Here is a 16,507-nt window from a genome sequence, read left to right as displayed (position 1 = left end):
CATCAAAATTCCTCCCCTCCCTGAAAGGGAGGGGAGCCTGGACGTTTGACAGGCCCCCTCCCCTTCGCGACACTCCCCGGACCATGACACGGGAAGCCGCATGCTCCGCACTCTATTGCTCGCCGCCACAGCCATGACTCTCGCCGCGCCCGCATCCGCCGATCCGGTGCGCGACGCCACGCAGCGGGCGCTGCCGCAGCTCATGGAGTTCTACCGCGATTTCCACACCAATCCCGAGCTCAGCCTGCACGAGGTCAAGACCGCGGCGAAGCTGGCTGAGGAGGCGCGAAAGGCCGGGTTCGAAGTCACCGAGAAGGTCGGCGGCACCGGCGTGGTCGCGGTGCTGCGCAACGGCGCCGGGCCGGTGGTGCTGATACGCGCCGACATGGACGGGCTGCCCGTGGTCGAGGACACCGGCCTGCCCTTCGCCTCCAAGGTCCGCGCCACCACCGACGAGGGCCAGGAAACCGGCGTGATGCACGCCTGCGGGCACGACACGCACATGGCCTCGTGGATCGGCACGCTGCGCAACCTCGCCGCGATGAAGGACAAGTGGAAGGGCACGGTCGTGATGATCGGCCAGCCCGCCGAGGAGCGCGGCATGGGCGCGCGGATGATGCTCGAGGACGGACTGTTCACCCGCTTCCCCAAGCCGCAATACGCCCTCGCCTTCCACGACGCCGCGTCGCTCCCCGCCGGCACGATCGGCATCCGCTCGGGCTATGCGCTCGCCAATGTCGATTCGGTCGACATCAAGGTCCCCGGCGTCGGCGGCCATGGTGCCTATCCGCAGACCACGCGCGATCCGATCGTCCTCGCCGCGCGCATCGTCGGCGCGCTCCAGACCTTGGTCAGCCGCGAAGTCGATCCGCAGAGCCCGGCGGTGGTCACCGTCGGCGCGATCCATGGCGGCTCGACGCACAACATCATCGGCAAGGAAGTGACGATGCTGCTCACCGTGCGCAGCTACACACCCGAGGTCCGCAAGCAGCTGCTCGACGGCATCGCCCGCATCGCCAGGGGCGAGGCGATCGCCGCGGGCATGCCCGAGGATCGCATGCCTGTCGTCACCGTCCGCAACGAAGGCACGCCCTCGACCTTCAACACCGAGCCGCTCACCGGCCAGCTCCAGGCGCTATGGACCACGCGCTTCGGCAAGGACCGCGTCGTCGACACGCCCGCGGTGATGGGCGGCGAGGATTTCGGCCGCTTCTACCTCGCCGACAAATCGATCCAGAGCATGATCTTCTGGGTCGGCGGCGTGCCCAAGGCCAGGTGGGACGCGGCGCAGGCGGGCAAGGAGTCTCTGCCCTCGCTGCACAGCGCCTATTGGGCACCGGACGCCGAAGCCGTGGTCGGAACGGCCACCGAAGCCATGACCGCGGCGGCGCTTCACATCCTGAAACGCTGAAAGCGGCGAATCGAATGGCACGAATCCCCCCGATTCACGTTGGTGCCACAAGAGTTTCGCCGGAGATGCTAGTTGGCGCAGGAGCGTATCGTCGCGGTCGGCTTACTCACGACACGCGACCTGGACAGATTGGGGGAAGGCTTCAAGCGCTGCTTTCCCGTATCGGACGACGGCAAATTCGAGGACCTTCTGAAGGCGATCGACGAAGCCGATTCGGCCGCGGAACTGCGCAAGAGCCGCAGCGACGGCAGCGGCACGCCCGCGCGCGCCTGAGGCCCCAACCTAGCGCGGCGGCGCGGTAGAGCTGCGCAACACCAGATTGGCAGGCACCACGATCGGCCCCTCGGGCACCGGCTTGCCCGCGAGCTGATCAATGATCAGCTCGACTGCGCGCGCCGTGGTCTCGGCGATCGGCTGGACGATCGAGGCGAGCGGCGGATGGGTGAAGCGCACGCTCGGCGCATCGTCGAAGCTGATCAGCGACAGGTCGCTCGGCACCGCCAGCCCGCGCGAGCGCGCGACGTCGAGCGCGGCGATCGACATGCGGTCGTTGCTCGCGATGATCGCCGTAGGCGGCGCGGGGCCGTCGAGCAGCTGCGCCGCGGCGCGCCGGCCCGAGGGCGAAGTGAAGTCGCCCTCCGCGAGCAGCCCCGTCGTATCGAGCCGCGCCGCCGCCATCGTCGCGCGCCAGCCGTCGACGCGCCAGCCGCTCAGCGCATAGTCCGAGGGGCCGGCGATGAAGCCGATGCGGCGATGGCCGAGCGCGATCAGATGCTCGGTCGCCAGGCTCGCCGCGCGCTCGTCGTCCATCGTCAGCGCGAAGCCGGGGCCCGGCGTCAGCGAGCCGATCCGCGCGAAGGCGATACCATGCTCCTCGAGCAGCCGCGTGATCAGCGGGTTCTCCGAGTGCGGCGGCGTCAGGATCACGCCGTCGGGCCTCAGCGCCCCCAGCGCCGCGAGCAGCTCGCGCTCGATATGGTCGCTGTGGGTGTCGATCAGCTCGACGAGCAGCCGATAGCCGTACTCGGCGCATTTCAGCATGCCCCCGAGCATCATCTGGTCGACCCAGTCGGTGCCCTGGCGTTCGCGCCAATCGTCGATGGTGCGTTCGCGATCGTTGAGCGTGAGGATCAGATAGGAGCGCGACCCGCCCATCCGCTGCGCCGCGATCGAGGGGACATAGCCCAGCTTCTCGATCGAGGCCTGGACGCGCCGCATCATCTCCGGCCGGACGTTGGGCTCCTTGTTGATGACCCGGCTGACCGTCTGGAGCGAAACCCCTGCATCCGCCGCGACATGCTTGATCGTTACTGCCTGCTTCCGGCGCGCCATTCGTTGATCTTCCCCCGGGACCCCGGACCCCGCTTAGGCGGCTTGCGCGTCGGATGCACCGCAATATTGCGCAACATACGCCCCATGCTCGGGCAGGCGGGCGACCGTGCTGGTGACGTTCTCGCGGATCGTGGCGAGCAGCCGTTCCAGCTCGTCGTCGCGCAGCTTCTCGGCGATCGGGTGCCAGGCGCGTGGCATGATCCCCTGCCCCATCATCACCTGCACCCAGCTGTTCTCCGCGAACAGCTCGTCGTTCTTGCGGAAGACGCGGCCGGTCTCGCGGAACAGCGCGATCTTGTGCGCCAGGCTGTCGGGGATCGGCATGTCCGCGCACTGGCGCCAGAACGGGCTGTCGCGGCGCTCGGTGGCCTTGTAGTGGAGGATCAGGAAGTCGCGGATCTGGAGCATGTCCTGATCCTGCTGCTCGTTGAACTCGGCCACGTCGTGCCGGCTGATCTCGCGCAGCGGCAGCAGGCGGACGAAGCGCAGCACCGAACGCTGGATCAAGTGGATCGCCGTCGATTCGAGCGGCTCCATGAAACCGGCGGCCAGGCCCACGGCGATGCAGTTGCGGTGCCATTGGCGCCGCCGCGTGCCGGCGGTGAAGCGCAGGAAATTGGGCTGGACCAGAGTCTGCCCCTCGATGTTGCCGAGCAGCCGCTCGAGCGCCGCGTCCTTGTCGAGATAGCGACTGCAATAGACCAGCCCGTTGCCGACGCGGTGCTGCAGCGGAATGCGCCACTGCCACCCTGCGTCGTGCGCCATGACGCGCGTATAGGGCATCGCCGGTCCCACGCTCGCGGTCTGGATCGCGATCGCGGAATCGCAGGGCAGGTAATGCGACCAGTCGTCGAAGCCGGTGTGCAGCGCCTGCTCGATCAGCAGCGCACGGAAGCCGGTGCAGTCGAGGAACAGGTCGCCTTCGATCCGCTCGCCCGATTCGAGCAGCAGCGCGGCGATGTCGCCGCTTTCGCCGTCGAGCTCGACCCGCGCGATCTTGCCCTCGATGCGCTTCGTCCCGTCTCCCTCGGCCATTGCGCGCAGGAAGCGGGCATAGAGCCCGGAATCGAGCTGATAGGCATAGTTCATGCGGTCTTCGGGCAAGTGCCCGAACTTGCCCTGCAGCGCCGCGATCAGCTCGAGGCAATACTCGTCATAGGGCTGCCGATGCCCCTTCGACCGGGCGTAGAGCCAGAAATGCTGGAAGCCCGCGGACCAGTGATCCTTCCCGGTCAGACCGAACGAGTGGAAGTAGCGCGAGCCGACGTCCTTCCAGTCGTCGAAGAGGATGCCCAGCTTGAAGGTCGCCTGGGTCGCCCGCATGAAATCGGCTTCGTTGATGCCGAGCAGCCGGTTGAAATTGACCAGCGGCGGGATGGTGGATTCGCCGACCCCGATCGTGCCGATCGCCTCGGACTCGACCAGCGTGACATCGACGGTGCGCCCCAGCGTCCGCGCGATCGCCGCCGCCGCCATCCATCCCGCAGTGCCGCCGCCGGCGATGACGATGCGACGCAGGCGCTTGTCGTCGCCGGTCATCGGCTGAGCTGCCGCAGCAGGAACGCGCGGATGCGCCCCGCGGCCTCGGGAGTGAGCGGTGCGAGCACGCTGCGTCCTTCCTCGGGAATATGGGCGACGGTGTCGTCGCCGTTCTGGAAGACATAATAGTCGAACAGGTCGCGCCAGTGCCGCTTCTCGTCCTCGGGCAAGTCGCGGATCGCCATCATCGCATGGTTGAGCGCGTCCTGCGGCTGGCCCATCCAGCGCGGGGTGTCGCGCCACCAATAATTGACCAGGATGTTGAAGGGATCGAGCCCCTCGACATGGTGCCACCACATCGACGGGATGAAGATCGCGTCGCCCGCTTCCAGCTCGGCCACCTGCGCGTGGCGCAGCGCTTCGCGGAAACGCGGGTGACGGGCGAAGTCGGGCGCGTGGAAATCGACCATGCTCACCGCGCGGCCCGCGGGCGTGTTGTCGACCGGCCCCAGGTAGAGGTTGCGGAACTGCTCGCGCGGGAAGAGCGTGAAGCGGCGGCGGCCCACCGCGACGCAGGCGAGATTGTCCGGAAAGTCGTTGTGCGCCGCGATCCGCGTGCGCGTGCCCATCCAGATGCTGGCGAGGCACGAGCGCTCGCCCAGATCGACATGGTTGGCCTCGTGCAAGCCGTTGAAGAAGTCATGCACGTCGATCGAGGCGAGGTAGATCGGCGGCGCGTCCTCGCGGTTCTCCACGGCATCGATCTGCGCGAAGATGTCGGGGAGCTTCGCGCGGGTCGTGCGAAAGTTCATCCCCATCGCTTCGTCGTAGAACAGCCGCCCGCCGCTTTCGGGCGTGCCGACCGCGACGGTGAACAGCGTGTCGCGCCGCAGCCGCAGCAGATAGTCACGCGCCTCGCGGCCCGAGCGGCGGCCCGCCTGGACCAGCGGCCAGTCCGCCACCAGCCCGCGCACGACGAAGGGCTGCTCCGCCTCGCGCAGCAGCGCGTCGAGCGCCTGCGGCCCCTCGACCGCGACCTCGCGGATCGGGCTCGCCGCCGCGAAGACGCCGGGATCGGCCTCAGCCATGGCCCAGCCGCCGGTTCTTGCGCGCGATCAACGCCCCCAGCTTGGAGATCGAGGCGACGGCCATGAAGATCGGCATCAGATGCCCCTCCCCGTGGAGCTCGGCCACCGCCGCGGGCTCGAGCGCCTGGAGCTTGGCCTCGTCGATCACATGGAAGCCGACCAGCCGATTGGTCGAACCGTCGTCGAGCGTCACTTCGAGCGTCAGCGGCTCGAGCAGGTCGTAGCGGCGCAGCGCCGCGAAGAATTCGGCGGAGCCGCGATAGCCGGCGTCGAGCGCACCGAGCTGCCCCGCGATCGTCTCCAGATAGGGGGTGGGCCGGCCCTGCTCGTCGAACACCCGCGTCCCCTCCCCGCCCTCGGCGATGCGCGGGCTGGCGAGGTCGACATGGACCTGCGCGGTCTCGCCGCCGGGCGCCGGGGCGCCGATCAGGAAGGGCTGGATGTCGACTGCGAGCGGCACGTAGCGTGCGTCCCAGCGGCCGCCCTCTAGGAACAGGTTCTCGCCATTCTCGAAGCCGAACATCGCCAGCGCCATGAACTCGTCGCGCTCGGCGCTCCGGCGGAAGAGGATCGGATATTCGTCCTGCACGCGGCGGAACTCGTCGGGCACGGTGATGCAGCACATCACCGCATCGCCGAGCTCGGGCGCGCGATCGGTGCGGACGCGCAGCTCGCGATGGACTTCGGACGTGAGGAGAGCGTGCTCGGTCATCAGTGGGTCAGTTCCATGGGGCTGGCCGCTGCGGCGCGCAGCGCATCTAGATAGGTCCGGTTGGAAGGCAGGCCGGCGGCCAGCGCACGCGCGCGCTGCTCGACCTGGCGGAGCGCGGTGGCCGAAGCGTCCACGCCTTCGATCCGCACCGGACCGGGGGCAGGCGCGGCAAAGCCCATGCCGTAGAGCACATATTGGTAGCTCGCCGCGGGAAAGATCTCGTCGACGCTCGGCAGATCGGCGGTCGAGGGCGGCTGGTGGCGCCAGATCGTCAGCAGCTCGGCGAGCCGATCGGGTACCGAGGCGGCGTCGCGATGCGCCCGCCAATAGGGCTCGTCGCGGCCGCTCAGCACATAATGGAGCTTGAGGAACTCGACGATCCGGTCCCAGCGATAGCGGAACAGCGCATTGAAGCGGCCCGCGTGCGCATCCATCGCGCTGCGCGTCACCGGGAAATTGTCGAGCAGCGCGTCGAGCGACAGCTCGATCAGCACGATCGCCGAAGCCTCCAGCGGCTCGAGGAAGCCCGCCGACAGGCCGACGGCCAGGCAGTTACGCTCCCAGAAGCGCTCGCGATGCCCCGAGCGGAAGGTCAGCCGGCGAAAGGCGGCCGCATCGACATCGGCTTCCGGTACGGCGCGGCGGACATAGGCCTGCAGTTCCTCCGCCGCTTGCTCGTCGCTGGCATGCGCCGAGGAATAGACGCAGCCGACGCCGCGCCGCGTCGGCAGGCCGATGTCCCAGATCCAGCCGGCCGCATGTGCCGTGGCGTTGGTCAGCGACCCGATCGGGCTGCCGGGCGCGACCGGCACCTGCACTGCGAGCGCGCGGTCGTTGAACAGCACGTCGCTGCGATCGACGAAAGGCACGCCGTAGCGCCCGCCGATCAGCAGCGCGGCATGGCCGGTGCAATCGAGGAACAGATCGCCTTCGACCGCGCCATGGTCGCGCGTGCGGACCGCGGCAACGTCGCCGTTCTCGGCCAGGTCGGTGGCCAGGACATGGTCGCGGATGTGCCGGATGCCGAGCCGCGACACGCCGTGGCGCGCGAGCAGTGCCGCCAGCTTCGCCGCGTCGAGGTGATAGGCATAGTTCAGCGCGCCGGCATAATCGGGCATCGCGCGCTGACGGGGCGCGAGATCGAGCGCCGTGACATGGGCCTGCGCCGTCGCCGCCTCGGCGAAGCTGCGATCGGCGAAGCCGGCGCGCCACGCCTCGACCAGTGCCTGCGCGCTACCCTCGGGCGGGGGCGTGAAGGGGTGGAGGTAGAAGTCCCCGGCCGCGCCGGTGCGCCAGGCCTCGAAGCGCGAGCCCTGCTTGAACGAGGCATCGCAGGCGAGCAGGAAGTCGCCCTCCGCGATGCCGATCCGTTCCAGAGTGCGGCGCATCGTCGGCCAGGTCCCCTCGCCCACGCCGATCGTCGGCACGTCGGGGGATTCGACCAGCGTGACGCTGAGCGGCGTCTCGGCGGCGCGATTGGCGCGGGCGGCGATCGAGCAGGCCGCGAGCCAGCCGGCGGTTCCCCCGCCGACGACCACGATCCTGCTGACTGGCCTCTCCACGTGCTTTCCGCCCTTCACCCGCGTCCGCAGCTTGCCGAACCGGAGCGGAAAAAGCCACCCTCACAAGAGGATGGCTCTTCCCATCGGCCCCGCCCGGCAGCGGCGGCGCGGTTCAGAAGTTGAACCGGATGCCTGCCGAGTAGCGGGCATAGCCCGGCGACGCGAACGTCACGTTGTTGTCGTGGCGCAGATGGCCGCGCCTGCCTTCGCCGGTGAGGTTGATGCCCTCGACGAAGGCGGTCAGCCCCTTCACGAACTCGTAGCTCGCGCTGGCGTCGATCTGCCAATAATCCTCGACATAGAAGGGGTTGGGACCCGCTGCCTGCAGGAACTGGTCGCGCCAGTTCCATGCGACGCGCGCCTGGAGCCCGCCCTTGTCGTAGAAGGCCACGGCATTGGCGCTGTCGCTCAGCCCGGTCAGCGCGAACTGCGTGACGCTCGACGGCTGGGTGTTGTCGTAGGTCGCGTCGCCGTCGACGATCGTATAGTTCAGGATCACGCCGAAGCCGGTATCCCAGAAGCTGTGCTGGAGCGCGAACTCCCAGCCGTGGAGATTGGCCGTCTGGTCGCTGTTGACCGGCGTGTTGATCAGGAAGGGCACCAGCGGATCCTCGGGCAGCGCGAAGATCTTGCCGGTGATGTAGCCCGCCGGATCCACGCCCGTCGGCGCCGTCGAGGCGGGGAAGTGCGTGAAGATGTACTGGCGGATGTCCAGCGCCCCGGCGTTTGGCCCCAGCGCGGCGATCGCCGCCTGGTAGCGCGGGCCGCCGGCCACGGTGCGCAGCCCGAACGCATTCTCGCTGACGCGGTCCTGCGAGATGAAGTTGGACACGTCCTTGTTGAAATAGCCCACCGAGACGTAGCTCGCCGGCCCGTAATACCATTCGGCCGAGAGATCGATGTTCTTCGACTTGTACGGCAGCAGCGCCGGGTTGCCGCGGCTACCGGTGCCGTTGGCGATGCGGAACTGCGAGTCCAGCGTCAGGCCGCCCTGCAGGCTGGCATAGTCGGCGCGAGTGATCGTGTGGCTATACGAGGCACGCAGCTTGACGTCGCGCATCGGCGAGATGTCGAAGTCGATCGCGGGCAGCCAATTGTCGTACTCGCCCTTGAAGCGCGAGAAGTCCGACTGGCCCGAATAGGCGATGTAGAACTCGTTCGCCGCATCCCACGACGTGCCGTTGGGGATCGGCACCAGCGCCTTGGAGTCGACCACGGTGTGCTCGTAGCGCACGCCGGCGACCAGGTGGCCGGGGTTGCCGAACAGGTCGAACACGCCCGCGACCTGGAGATAGGGCGCCAGCGTCTTCTCGGTGGTGCGCCGGTCGACGGTGAAGTCGGCAAGGCAGCTGCCCGGCGCGGCCGAGCCGGTCTGCGGGTTGCTGCAGGTGCCGTACAGCCCCTCGATCAGGTCGACCATCCGCTCGAAGTCGAACTTGTAGAAGCTCTGGATCATCGCCGGATTGTCGGCGCCCGAGACGCCCTGGAACTTGTCGGGCAGGCTGACGAGCGAGAAGATGTCGTCGGGGATGTCCGATGCCGGGCCCGCGCCGCTCCACGTCTCGTTCTGGATGAAGCCATAGGCCGAACGGATGCCGTTCTCGACATAGGAGGCACCGAAGTCGATGCTGTCGAGGAAGCCGCCGTCATGGTCGTAATGGCCACGCAGCTGCACCTGGTCGATCTGGTTCTTGAAATAGGCGTTGCGGAACGCATTGCCCGTCGGCGTGATCAGCGACCGGTCGAGCGGGTCGATCCCCGGGTGCATCGCGTAGGAGATGACCGGCAGGTCATCCTCGAAGTTGATCGTCTGGCTCGCGACCCCGAACACCGCATTGCCCACCGAGACGCTCGAGCCATAGTCGTTGACCGGCTTCGATTCCGCGGTCGAGTGGTGGTAGTCGAGGTCCACCGTCACGCCGCCCGGCGCTTCCCACTTCAGGTTCGCGCCCAGCGACTTGTTCTCGCTGCGATTGGCGGTCAGCGCGCCGCTGTACGACAGGTCCTTGCGCTCGTTCGCGCCGAACCGCTCGGTGTAGAAGAGCGGGCCCGCGACCGGGCCGTCGGTCCAGGCGCTCGACGTGTCGTTGTGGTTGAACCAGATGCCGACGTTGCTGTTCCGCACCTCCACGGTGTTGCGCGAATAGGTGTAGTCGACCGTCGCGGTCAACGCGTCGACCGGGCGGAATTGCAGCACCAGCTGGCCGTTGATGCGCTCGCGGTTGATGTCGTTGAGGTCGTAGGAGGCGTTCTGCGCGACCTGATAGACGTCGTTGCCCTCGGGCCGGTTCTCGATGTTGGCGTAGCGCGGATCGCCCGGCTGCGCGAGCGAGCCCCAGTTGTTCTCGCTACCCAGATAGCCGTCGCGCCAGCCGACGTTCGCCTGGTTCACGCTCGCCTTGCGCTTCTGGTACGAGCCGGTGACCAGGATGCCGAAATTATTGTCCGCGCCGAAGGTCGCGCTGAAGATGCCCGAGACCTCAGGCGTGATCGGATCCCCTTCGTTGCGCGACGAATCATACACTGCCTTGGCCGAGATGCTGCCGCGCATCCCGGGCCGGTCGAGCGGCCGCGGCGTGAGGATGTTGATCGACGAGCCGATGCCGCCCGATGCGACTGTGGCGCGGCCGGTCTTGTAGACCTGCACGCCCGCCACGCCTTCCGAGGCGAGGTTGGCGAAGTCGAACGAGCGCGACGAGGGCGGGCTGGCGCCGTCGCCGAGCGACGAAGTCGGCATCTGGCGGCCGTTGAGCGTCACCAGGTTGAACTCGGGGCCGAAGCCGCGGACCGTGACGAACGAGCCTTCGCCGTTCGAGCGATCGATCGACACGCCGGTCACGCGCTGGAGCGATTCCGCCAGGTTGGTGTCGGGGAACTTGCCCATGTCCTCGGCGGAGATCGCGTCGACCACGCCCTGCGCGTCGCGCTTGATGTCCATCGCCTGCCGGAGGCTGGCGCGGATGCCGGTGACGACGATCTCTTCGCCGCCCTCTTCGGGCGCGGGCGCCGGGGCCGGCGTCTCCTGCGCCAGGGCGATGCCCGGCACGCTCGCGATCGCAAGCGCCGAAACCCCGAATGCAATGTGCGAGAGCGAACGAGCCTTGAAGCTCCGCATGGTCTCCTCCCCTTTTCCGTTCCTGCGGCGTGTCTAGGATTCCGCCGTTGAGAACGTTCACTTGCGCTCCTCCCCGGGGAGTGTCAACCCTTTCCTGTCAACGTTGACGTGCACATTGTGAACGTTCTCAAATTATGCTGTTGAAAAGACACAGCGCGCCCGGCCACGGGAGTCGCGCAACGGGTGAACCGGGGAAAGGATGAGGATGCCGACGAAATTCAACGCCGCGCTGCTGGGCGCATCGATCATTGCGCTGGCCGCGGTGGCGTCGCCCGCAGCGGCCCAGACCGCCAGCAGGGACGCCCGCGCGCGCGCCGAGGCGATCGTCGCCAAGATGACGCCCGAAGAGAAGATCACGCTGGCCCACGGCCTCTTCCCGCCGATGGCCGCGGGCAAGACCCCCAACGAGCTGATCCCCTCCGCCGGCCATATCGACGGCGTCCCCCGCCTCGGCGTGCCGCTGGTGCGCGAGAGCGATGCCTCGCTCGGCGTCGCCAACCAGGTAGAGCAGCGCAAGGGCGACGTCGCCACGGCGCTGCCCTCGGGCCTCGCCACCGCCGCCAGCTTCGATCCCGAGATCGCCCGCGCGGGCGGCGCGATGATCGGCTCGGAGGCGCGCTCGAAGCGCTTCAACGTGCTGCTCGCCGGCGGGGTCAACCTGACGCGCGACCCGTGGAACGGGCGCAACTTCGAATATCTGGGCGAGGATCCGCTGCTCGCCGGCGAGCTGGCCGGCGCGCACATCGCCGGCGTCCAGTCGAACCGCATCGTCTCGACGATCAAGCATTTCGCGCTCAATGCGCAGGAGACCGGCCGCACCGTCGTCGACGCCCGGATCGGCGAGGCGGCGCTGCGCATGAGCGACCTGCTCGCCTTCCAGATCGCGATCGAGAAGGGCAATCCCGGCTCGGTCATGTGCTCGTACAACAAGGTCAACGGCGACTGGGCGTGCGAGAACGACTTCCTGCTCAACCAGGTGCTCAAGCGCGACTGGGGCTATCGCGGCTGGGTGATGAGCGACTGGGGCGCGGTGCACTCCACTGCCAAGGCCGCCAATGCCGGGCTCGACCAGGAATCGGGCCAGGAGCTCGACGAGGCGATCTACTTCGCCGAGCCCCTCGCCGCCGCGGTCGGCGCGGGCGAAGTGTCGCAGAAGCGGCTCGACGACATGGTCGCGCGCTATCTCACCGGGCTGATCGAGACCGGCGCCTATGACGCGCCGATGCCCGCCAGCGCCGAGACGCCCGACTATGCCGCCCATGCCCAGGTCGCGCAGCGCGCGGCCGAGGCGGGCATCGTGCTGCTCAAGAACCAGGGCAACCTGCTGCCGCTCGCGCGCACCGCCAAGCGCATCGCGGTGATCGGCGGGTCGGCGGATGTCGGCGTGCTCTCGGGCGGCGGATCGAGCCAGGTGCGCTCGGTCGGCGGCGCCCCCGTCGAGATCGCGCTCTCGACCGGCGACGCCTCGTCGTTCGCGCGGATCACCTATCACGCTTCGTCGCCGCTCGCCGCGCTCAAGGCGGCGCAGCCCGACACCGAATTCGTTTTCGTCGACGGGCGCAACCTCAATGCCACGGTGGAGGCGGCGCGCTCGGCCGACATGGCGATCGTCTTCGCAACGCAATGGACCACCGAGGCGCAGGACGTCCCGGACCTGCGGCTTCCCGACCATCAGGACGCGCTGATCGCCGCCGTCGCCGCCGCCCAGCCGAAGACCGTCGCGGTGCTCGAGACCGGCGGGCCGGTGCTGATGCCGTGGATCGACAAGGTGCCCGCGATCGTCCAGGCTTGGTATCCCGGCCAGCGCGGCGGCCAGGCGATCGCCAACATCCTCACCGGCAAGGTGAACCCCTCGGGCCGGCTGCCGATCACTTTCCCCGCAACCGCCGGCCAGCCGCCGCGGCCCTATCCGATGGGGCTCGACACCAAGAATGCGCTCGAGGCCAAGGCCGCGGCCGACCCGGCCAACGCCGCGCAATATCAGTTCGGAACCTTCCCGGTCGATTATGCCGAGGGCGCCGACGTCGGCTATCGCTGGTACGAGAAGCAGGCGCTGACCCCGCTGTTCCCCTTCGGCCACGGGCTCAGCTACACCAGCTTCGCCTATCGCAACCCGGTGGTGAAGGGCGGCAAGACGCTCAGCGTGTCGTTCGACGTGGTCAACACCGGCGACCGCGAGGGAGCCGACGTGCCGCAGCTCTATGTCGCGCGCGACGGCGCGGGCGCGCCGATGCGGCTCGCAGGGTTCAAGCGCGTGACGCTCAAGCCCGGTCAGTCGCAGCGTGTCACCCTCACCGCCGAGCCGCGCATCGTCGCCGACTATGACACCGCCCTGCCCGGCTGGCGCATCCCCGGCGGCCGCTACCGCGTCGCAATCGCCCACGACGCCACCGATCGCGCGCTCGTGCAGACGGTGGACCTGAAGCCCGCGACAATGAAGCCCTGACACTCGCGCCCCCCTTCCGTCATCCCCGCGAAGGCGGGGACCCAGAGTCACGCGGGGCGTCGCTCGGGATTCTGGGCCCCCGCCTTCGCGGGGGTGACGGGTCGGCTTCGGGATCGTGTTTTCTCACGCGGAGACGCGGAGACGCGAAGAGGTCGGCCTGAGCCGGATTCGCTGGAACGGCCGACCCGGCAATCATGCTGGCCCCGGGGATCCCTGCCGCGCTCGCGGCGGCGGGCTCTCCGCGTCTCCGCGTCTCCGCGTGAACAAAAATCGAGCCCGCCCCTCCCCGTCGCCAATCGCACGCTGGGTCCTCACGGTGGGTTTGTAGCGAGCGACGATGAAGCCCGACACTCGCGCCCACCCCTTCGTCACCCCCGCGAAGGCGGGGGCCCAGAATCGCGAGCGATGCCCCCTGTGACTCTGGGTCCCCGCCTTCGCGGGGATGACGGGAGGGCTTCGGGATCTTGTTTTCTCACGCCGAGACGCGAAGAGGGCAGCCGTCGCGACAGCGACTGGAATCTTCGAGGCCAGCAATGGCTGCCGCTCGCGCGGGCTCCCGTCATTGCAGCCGGGGAAAACCCCTTTGCGCCTTTGCGCCTTTGCGTGAACAAAAATATCCCGAAGCCCGATCGGGAATTCCGCCTTCGCGGCAAAGCCCGACAGCCGTTGCCGATCCCGTCGCAAGCGGGCAAGCTTCGGGCAGGATCAGCCGCATGCACGCCCCCGCCCCTTCGCCTGCGGCCGCACCGCACCCCAGCGCCGAGCCGGCGGAGCGTCGTTCGCTCGGCTTTCTGATCGCCGTCGCGCTCGCCTATGCCGGCGGGACGATCGGTTTCCTCCCGCTGCTCTCGCTGCTGCTGCCGATGAAGATCGAGGCGATGGCCGGCGACGGGCGGATCGCGCTCTTCTCGGCGACGGCGATTGCGGGTGCGACCTGCGCGAGCCTCTCCAACATCCTGTTCGGCTGGCTGACCGACCGCTCGGTGGCGCGCGGCGGCGGGCGGCGCGGCTGGATGGCGGCGGGCATCGTCGCGACCGCGGCCTCCTATGTGCTCGTCGCCGCGGTGACGTCGCCGGCAGGGATCGTGATCGCCATTGCGCTCTTCCAATGCGCCGTGAACCTGCTGCTCGCCCCGCTGCTCGCGATCATGGCAGACGAGATACCGGACTCGCAAAAGGGCATTGCCGGCGGCCTGCTCTCGGTCGCGAGCCCGCTCGCCTCCGCCGTCGCCGCGGGCGTAGTGAGCGCCGGCCTGCCCGACGAGGCGAGCCGGCTGGCGGTGGTCGCAGGCGCAATGGCGGCGTGCACGCTGCCGCTGGTGCTGCTGCGCGCCCGTCCGCTGCCGCCGCCGCCCGAGGCTCCCGCCGAGGCGCAGGTGCTGCGTCGCGACCTGCTGATCGCCTGGATTGCGCGTCTGCTGCTGCAGATCGCGGGCAGCGTCCTGTCGCTGTACCTCCTCTATTATTTCGAAAGCGTCGTCCCCGGCGCCCCGCCGCTCGAGCTCGCCGCGCGCGTGAGCCACATCCTGATGCTCGCCTTCATCGTCCCGTTGCCGATCGCCGTGCTCGCCGGGCGGCTGTCGGACCGGGTGGGGCGCCGCAAGCCCTTCCTGTTCGGCGCGGCGGGGATCGCGGCGGCGGGGCTGGTGATGATGGCGTTCGCGCGCGACTGGCCCGCCGGCGCGATCGGCTTCGGCGCCTGGGCGATCGGATCGCAGGTCTTCCTCGTGCTTCACGCCACCTTCGCGATGCAGCTGCTGCCGAGCGCGCGCCATCGCGGCCGCGACCTGGGGCTGGTCAACCTCACCAACACGCTGCCTGCGCTGATCGGCCTCACCCTCACCTGGTCGCTCGCCACGCCGCACGATTTCGGCGTGCTGATGCTGACCCTGGCCGCCATCAGCCTCTGCGCCGGCGCCACCGTCCTCGCGATCCGCGGCCGACGGTAGGGAGCGCACTCCCCTCTCTGAAAGGAAGGGGAATGATCAGCCCACCGCCGCGATCGGCTGCGCGTCCTCGGCCTTCTCCGGCCGGATGTAGATCGACGACAGCGCCGGCATCCGCGCCTTGAGCTCGTGCTCGATCGTCTCGATCAGCGCCTCGCCCGCCCCCATCGGCAGCGCGTCGTCGAAGTCGGCGCTGATCGCGACGAAGATCCGGTCGGGCGCGGTGTGGATCGTGCGGACGTGGTTCACGCACACGATCTCCGGCCGCTGCGACAGCAGCTCGCGGACGCATTCGATCACTTCGGGATTGGCGCGCTCGCCGATCAGCAGCCCTTTGGCCTCGCGCGCGAGCAGCACTGCCACCGCGCCCAGGATGCAGCCGATCAGGATAGAGGCCAGGCCGTCGATCCGCGGGTCGTCGAGCGCATGGCTCAGGCTGATGCCCACCGCCGCGATGACGAGCCCGGCGAGCGCCGCCGAATCCTCGAACAACACGGTGAAGCCGGCCGGGTCCTTGGACTCGCGCACCGCCGCCCACCAGCCGCTGGTCCCGCGCCCGCGATCGAACTCGCGCAGCGCCACCAGCCACGATCCGCCTTCCATTGCGAAGGCGATGCCCAGCACGATGTAGTTGACCAGCGGATCGCGCAGCGGCTCGGGATCGAGGATGTGCAGATAGCCCTCGTAGATCGAGAAGCCGGCGCCTGCTCCGAAGATCAGGATCGCGACGACGAAGGCCCAGAAATAGAGCTCGCGGCCATAGCCGAAGGGATGCTCGCGGTCGGGCGGGCGCTTGGCCTGGCGCTGGCCGTAGAGCAGCAGCAGCTGGTTGCAGCTGTCGACCAGGCTGTGGACGCCCTCGGTGAGCATCGACGAGGAGCCGGTGATCGCCGCCGCCACGAACTTGGCGACGGCGATCCCGAGATTGGCCGCGAGCGCGGCGAAAAGGACGATGTTGGCGCGCCAGCCCGACGCGGGGGATGCAGCCACCGGGCGGGCCGCTTAGTCCAGGCCCAGCTTCGACAACACCCTTCCGACGAAGCCCTTGTCGCCCGCCGCGAGCTTGCGCTCGGCCGCGGGGTCGTAGCCCGAGCTTTCGGGCAGCTCGTGATTGTGGATCGGCTGGGTGGTGGCGGGAGGATCGGAGGCGTCCATCGACTCGTCGAGCGCGCGATCGAGCCGGGCGTCCTTGCTCTCCGGGTTGCGTTCCAGCCGCTCGGCGATCGAGGTGTCGGTACCGGCATCGGCCGATCCGACGGGCGCGGGGCGCTCCTGCTCGTCGGGGTTGGGCGGGGCGACCGACATCCTGTCCAGCGGCGTCTCGGTCGTATTTACCATCGGGGCTCTCCTTGAGCGTTGCCCCTATGTAACGATCGTCGCCGCGGCGGCGTTCCCGCGCGGGCCCCACGAAGAAGG

General features: G+C 68.8%; 12 protein-coding genes. 4 read left to right on the top strand and 8 right to left on the bottom strand.

The annotated features are described in order from the left end of the window. The first annotated feature begins 100 nt into the window (after positions 1 to 100). Both J7500_RS08245 and J7500_RS08240 read left to right on the top strand, forming a co-directional pair. Positions 101 to 1,411 (top strand): amidohydrolase, encoded by a 1,311-nt coding sequence (locus tag J7500_RS08245; protein ID WP_294061223.1) that lies wholly within the window; start codon positions 101 to 103, stop codon positions 1,409 to 1,411. 72 nt (positions 1,412 to 1,483) lie between these two features. Then, positions 1,484 to 1,684 (top strand): hypothetical protein, encoded by a 201-nt coding sequence (locus J7500_RS08240; protein WP_294061222.1) that lies wholly within the window; start codon positions 1,484 to 1,486, stop codon positions 1,682 to 1,684. 9 nt (positions 1,685 to 1,693) lie between these two features. Here the strand turns inward: J7500_RS08240 and J7500_RS08235 are convergent, their stop codons facing one another. The 6 genes from J7500_RS08235 to J7500_RS08210 all read right to left on the bottom strand — a co-directional run bounded on the left by J7500_RS08235 (position 1,694) and on the right by J7500_RS08210 (position 10,699). Beyond that, positions 1,694 to 2,743 carry a LacI family DNA-binding transcriptional regulator gene (locus J7500_RS08235; RefSeq protein WP_294061221.1) on the bottom strand — a complete coding sequence of 350 codons (1,050 nt, stop codon included), beginning with the start codon at positions 2,741 to 2,743 and terminating at the stop codon, positions 1,694 to 1,696. 33 nt (positions 2,744 to 2,776) lie between these two features. Beyond that, complete coding sequence (locus J7500_RS08230; protein ID WP_294061220.1) at positions 2,777 to 4,282, bottom strand: tryptophan halogenase family protein; 1,506 nt, start codon at positions 4,280 to 4,282, stop codon at positions 2,777 to 2,779. Beyond that, the gene (locus tag J7500_RS08225) at positions 4,279 to 5,310 is read right to left on the bottom strand and encodes a cupin-like domain-containing protein (RefSeq protein WP_294061219.1); all 1,032 of its coding nucleotides are present in this window, start codon (positions 5,308 to 5,310) and stop codon (positions 4,279 to 4,281) included. Before J7500_RS08225 ends, J7500_RS08230 begins: the two co-directional genes overlap by 4 nt. Beyond that, positions 5,303 to 6,022, bottom strand: coding sequence for a SapC family protein (locus J7500_RS08220; protein WP_294061218.1), 720 nt, complete (start codon positions 6,020 to 6,022; stop codon positions 5,303 to 5,305). The genes J7500_RS08225 and J7500_RS08220 overlap by 8 nt, the downstream gene beginning before the upstream one ends. Beyond that, on the bottom strand, positions 6,022 to 7,584 hold the full coding sequence (locus J7500_RS08215; protein WP_294061217.1) for a tryptophan halogenase family protein: 1,563 nt from the start codon (positions 7,582 to 7,584) through the stop codon (positions 6,022 to 6,024). The genes J7500_RS08220 and J7500_RS08215 overlap by 1 nt, the downstream gene beginning before the upstream one ends. 112 nt (positions 7,585 to 7,696) lie before the next feature. Next, positions 7,697 to 10,699 carry a TonB-dependent receptor gene (locus tag J7500_RS08210; protein WP_294061216.1) on the bottom strand — a complete coding sequence of 1,001 codons (3,003 nt, stop codon included), beginning with the start codon at positions 10,697 to 10,699 and terminating at the stop codon, positions 7,697 to 7,699. 205 nt (positions 10,700 to 10,904) lie between these two features. Here J7500_RS08210 and J7500_RS08205 point away from each other — a divergent pair, with 205 nt between their 5' ends. Further along, a complete protein-coding gene (locus J7500_RS08205) occupies positions 10,905 to 13,145 on the top strand; it encodes a beta-glucosidase (RefSeq protein ID WP_294061215.1) in 2,241 nt (746 codons plus the stop codon). Positions 13,146 to 13,858: 713 nt separating this feature from the next. After that, on the top strand, positions 13,859 to 15,094 hold the full coding sequence (locus tag J7500_RS08200; RefSeq protein WP_294061214.1) for an MFS transporter: 1,236 nt from the start codon (positions 13,859 to 13,861) through the stop codon (positions 15,092 to 15,094). Between the two features lie 36 nt (positions 15,095 to 15,130). On the opposite strand, the gene J7500_RS08195 is transcribed toward J7500_RS08200, so the two are convergent. After that, entirely contained in the window at positions 15,131 to 16,081 is a 951-nt protein-coding gene (locus J7500_RS08195; RefSeq protein ID WP_294061212.1) for a cation diffusion facilitator family transporter, read from the bottom strand. A gap of 12 nt (positions 16,082 to 16,093) precedes the next feature. Beyond that, positions 16,094 to 16,429, bottom strand: coding sequence for a hypothetical protein (locus tag J7500_RS08190; protein WP_294061211.1), 336 nt, complete (start codon positions 16,427 to 16,429; stop codon positions 16,094 to 16,096). Positions 16,430 to 16,507: the final 78 nt, after the last annotated feature.

It is taken from the genome of Sphingomonas sp. (genome assembly GCF_017744835.1).
Taxonomy (GTDB): Bacteria; Pseudomonadota; Alphaproteobacteria; order Sphingomonadales; family Sphingomonadaceae; genus Sphingomonas.
This window is presented reverse-complemented; position numbering and strand designations above follow the sequence as displayed.

Bases quoted from the DNA above. Each gene is read 5' to 3' on its own strand.
- J7500_RS08230 (WP_294061220.1), bottom strand. From the start codon at position 4,282: ATGACCGGCGACGACAAGCGCCTGCGTCGCATCGTCATCGCCGGCGGC.
- J7500_RS08245 (WP_294061223.1), top strand. From the start codon at position 101: ATGCTCCGCACTCTATTGCTCGCCGCCACAGCCATGACTCTCGCCGCG.
- J7500_RS08235 (WP_294061221.1), bottom strand. From the start codon at position 2,743: ATGGCGCGCCGGAAGCAGGCAGTAACGATCAAGCATGTCGCGGCGGAT.
- J7500_RS08190 (WP_294061211.1), bottom strand. From the start codon at position 16,429: ATGGTAAATACGACCGAGACGCCGCTGGACAGGATGTCGGTCGCCCCG.
- J7500_RS08200 (WP_294061214.1), top strand. From the start codon at position 13,859: ATGCACGCCCCCGCCCCTTCGCCTGCGGCCGCACCGCACCCCAGCGCC.
- J7500_RS08205 (WP_294061215.1), top strand. From the start codon at position 10,905: ATGCCGACGAAATTCAACGCCGCGCTGCTGGGCGCATCGATCATTGCG.
- J7500_RS08210 (WP_294061216.1), bottom strand. From the start codon at position 10,699: ATGCGGAGCTTCAAGGCTCGTTCGCTCTCGCACATTGCATTCGGGGTT.
- J7500_RS08220 (WP_294061218.1), bottom strand. From the start codon at position 6,022: ATGACCGAGCACGCTCTCCTCACGTCCGAAGTCCATCGCGAGCTGCGC.
- J7500_RS08225 (WP_294061219.1), bottom strand. From the start codon at position 5,310: ATGGCTGAGGCCGATCCCGGCGTCTTCGCGGCGGCGAGCCCGATCCGC.